1 protein-coding gene is annotated in these 1261 nt (G+C 47.3%); it reads right to left on the bottom strand.

Annotated features, from left to right (window positions below):
- Positions 1 to 248 precede the first annotated feature (248 nt).
- A partial coding sequence (locus CIK99_RS03130) for a transposase (protein ID WP_094379682.1) occupies positions 249 to 1261 on the bottom strand: 1013 nt, incomplete at its 5' end.

Raw genomic sequence — 1261 nt, 5'->3', positions numbered from 1 at the left:
GCTTTACGCTTGTTTTGATTTGCAACACTAAGATAAGTGAAAAATCTGACATGGCAAAATCCTGAGCAACTTTTTGTTGCTCAGGAACTTATAAATAAAGTTAAATCAAAGTGTTGCGGAATTAAGGATACAAACAGAGATGTCACAATCTCAAATCATGCCACAAATGATACAATATAAAGTGTTTTACGACGCGTTAGGGCACAAAGAGGCTGTCCACGAAGAAAAGCACTTCGCGGACTACCTGCTTAGTTACCTATACGCTTCACAAAGAATGGCGGGGCTCTCGGGGCTGGATTTATAATCCTTATGATGATACGCTGGCAATGGCATTCCTTGCATACTCCAATCTCCCAACCATTCTCCTGACAGATCTCAAGATATGACTTATTTGTCCTTTCTTTCGGCACGGGCGGCACATCGAGCTGCTTCTGTATGTTGCGCAGTGCATCCCTGTTGCAAGGTGAGAGTATGCCGTAGTGGCGTATCCTCACAAACCTGTCGGGTAGCACATGCAGTGACAACAAACCGAGAAACTTGCCAATCTCCATGGTCATTACTCCATGCTTGCCGCCTTTCCTGTAGTCCTTGTAGTCGTATGAGATGCTATTGTCTGTCACGTCAAGAATCCTGGAATTGGTTATCGCCACACGATATGCATATCTGGCAATATACTCCAATACCTGATTCACTCCCTTTGCGGGAGGACGGGAGTAAACGACCCAATCCTTGTCAAAGCACTGTTTTCGTATGTAATTAGCCATGACGAAACCATCTTCCTTCAGCCTCCTTGTGAGCAGAGCCATGAATCTTCCACGGAATTTGTCGCTCATGCCATGCACGGGAAAAAGGAAGTCACTCTTTTCACAACCATTGAGATGATGCCACATACCGAGTTTGTCCATCCCGCCACCCGGCACAATGCAGTGAATGTGCGGATGGTAGAACAGATTGGAACCCCACGTATGAAGAATGGCGGTCATACCGGTACGCAGTCTCTTATCGCCTGCAAAGGCGGAGATGGTGGCCCATGCGGCCTTGAACATGCAATCGTAGAAGGCAGCCTGATGGTTAATGGCTATAGGATGCAGGCAATCCGGCACCGTGAATACCACATGGAAGTACTTCGCGGGGATAATCTCCTCCCTGCGGAAAGAAATCCACTGCTCACGCTCCTTGTTCTGACACTTGGGGCAATGACGGTCTCGGCAACTGTTGTAGCTTATCTTGATTTCTCCGCACTCGGGACATACTTCCACAT

The sequence above is a fragment of the Prevotella sp. P5-92 genome (assembly GCF_002251245.1).
Lineage (GTDB): Bacteria > Bacteroidota > Bacteroidia > Bacteroidales > Bacteroidaceae > Prevotella.
Note: the sequence above shows the minus strand (reverse complement) of the source record. Positions and strands in the feature narration are given on the sequence as shown.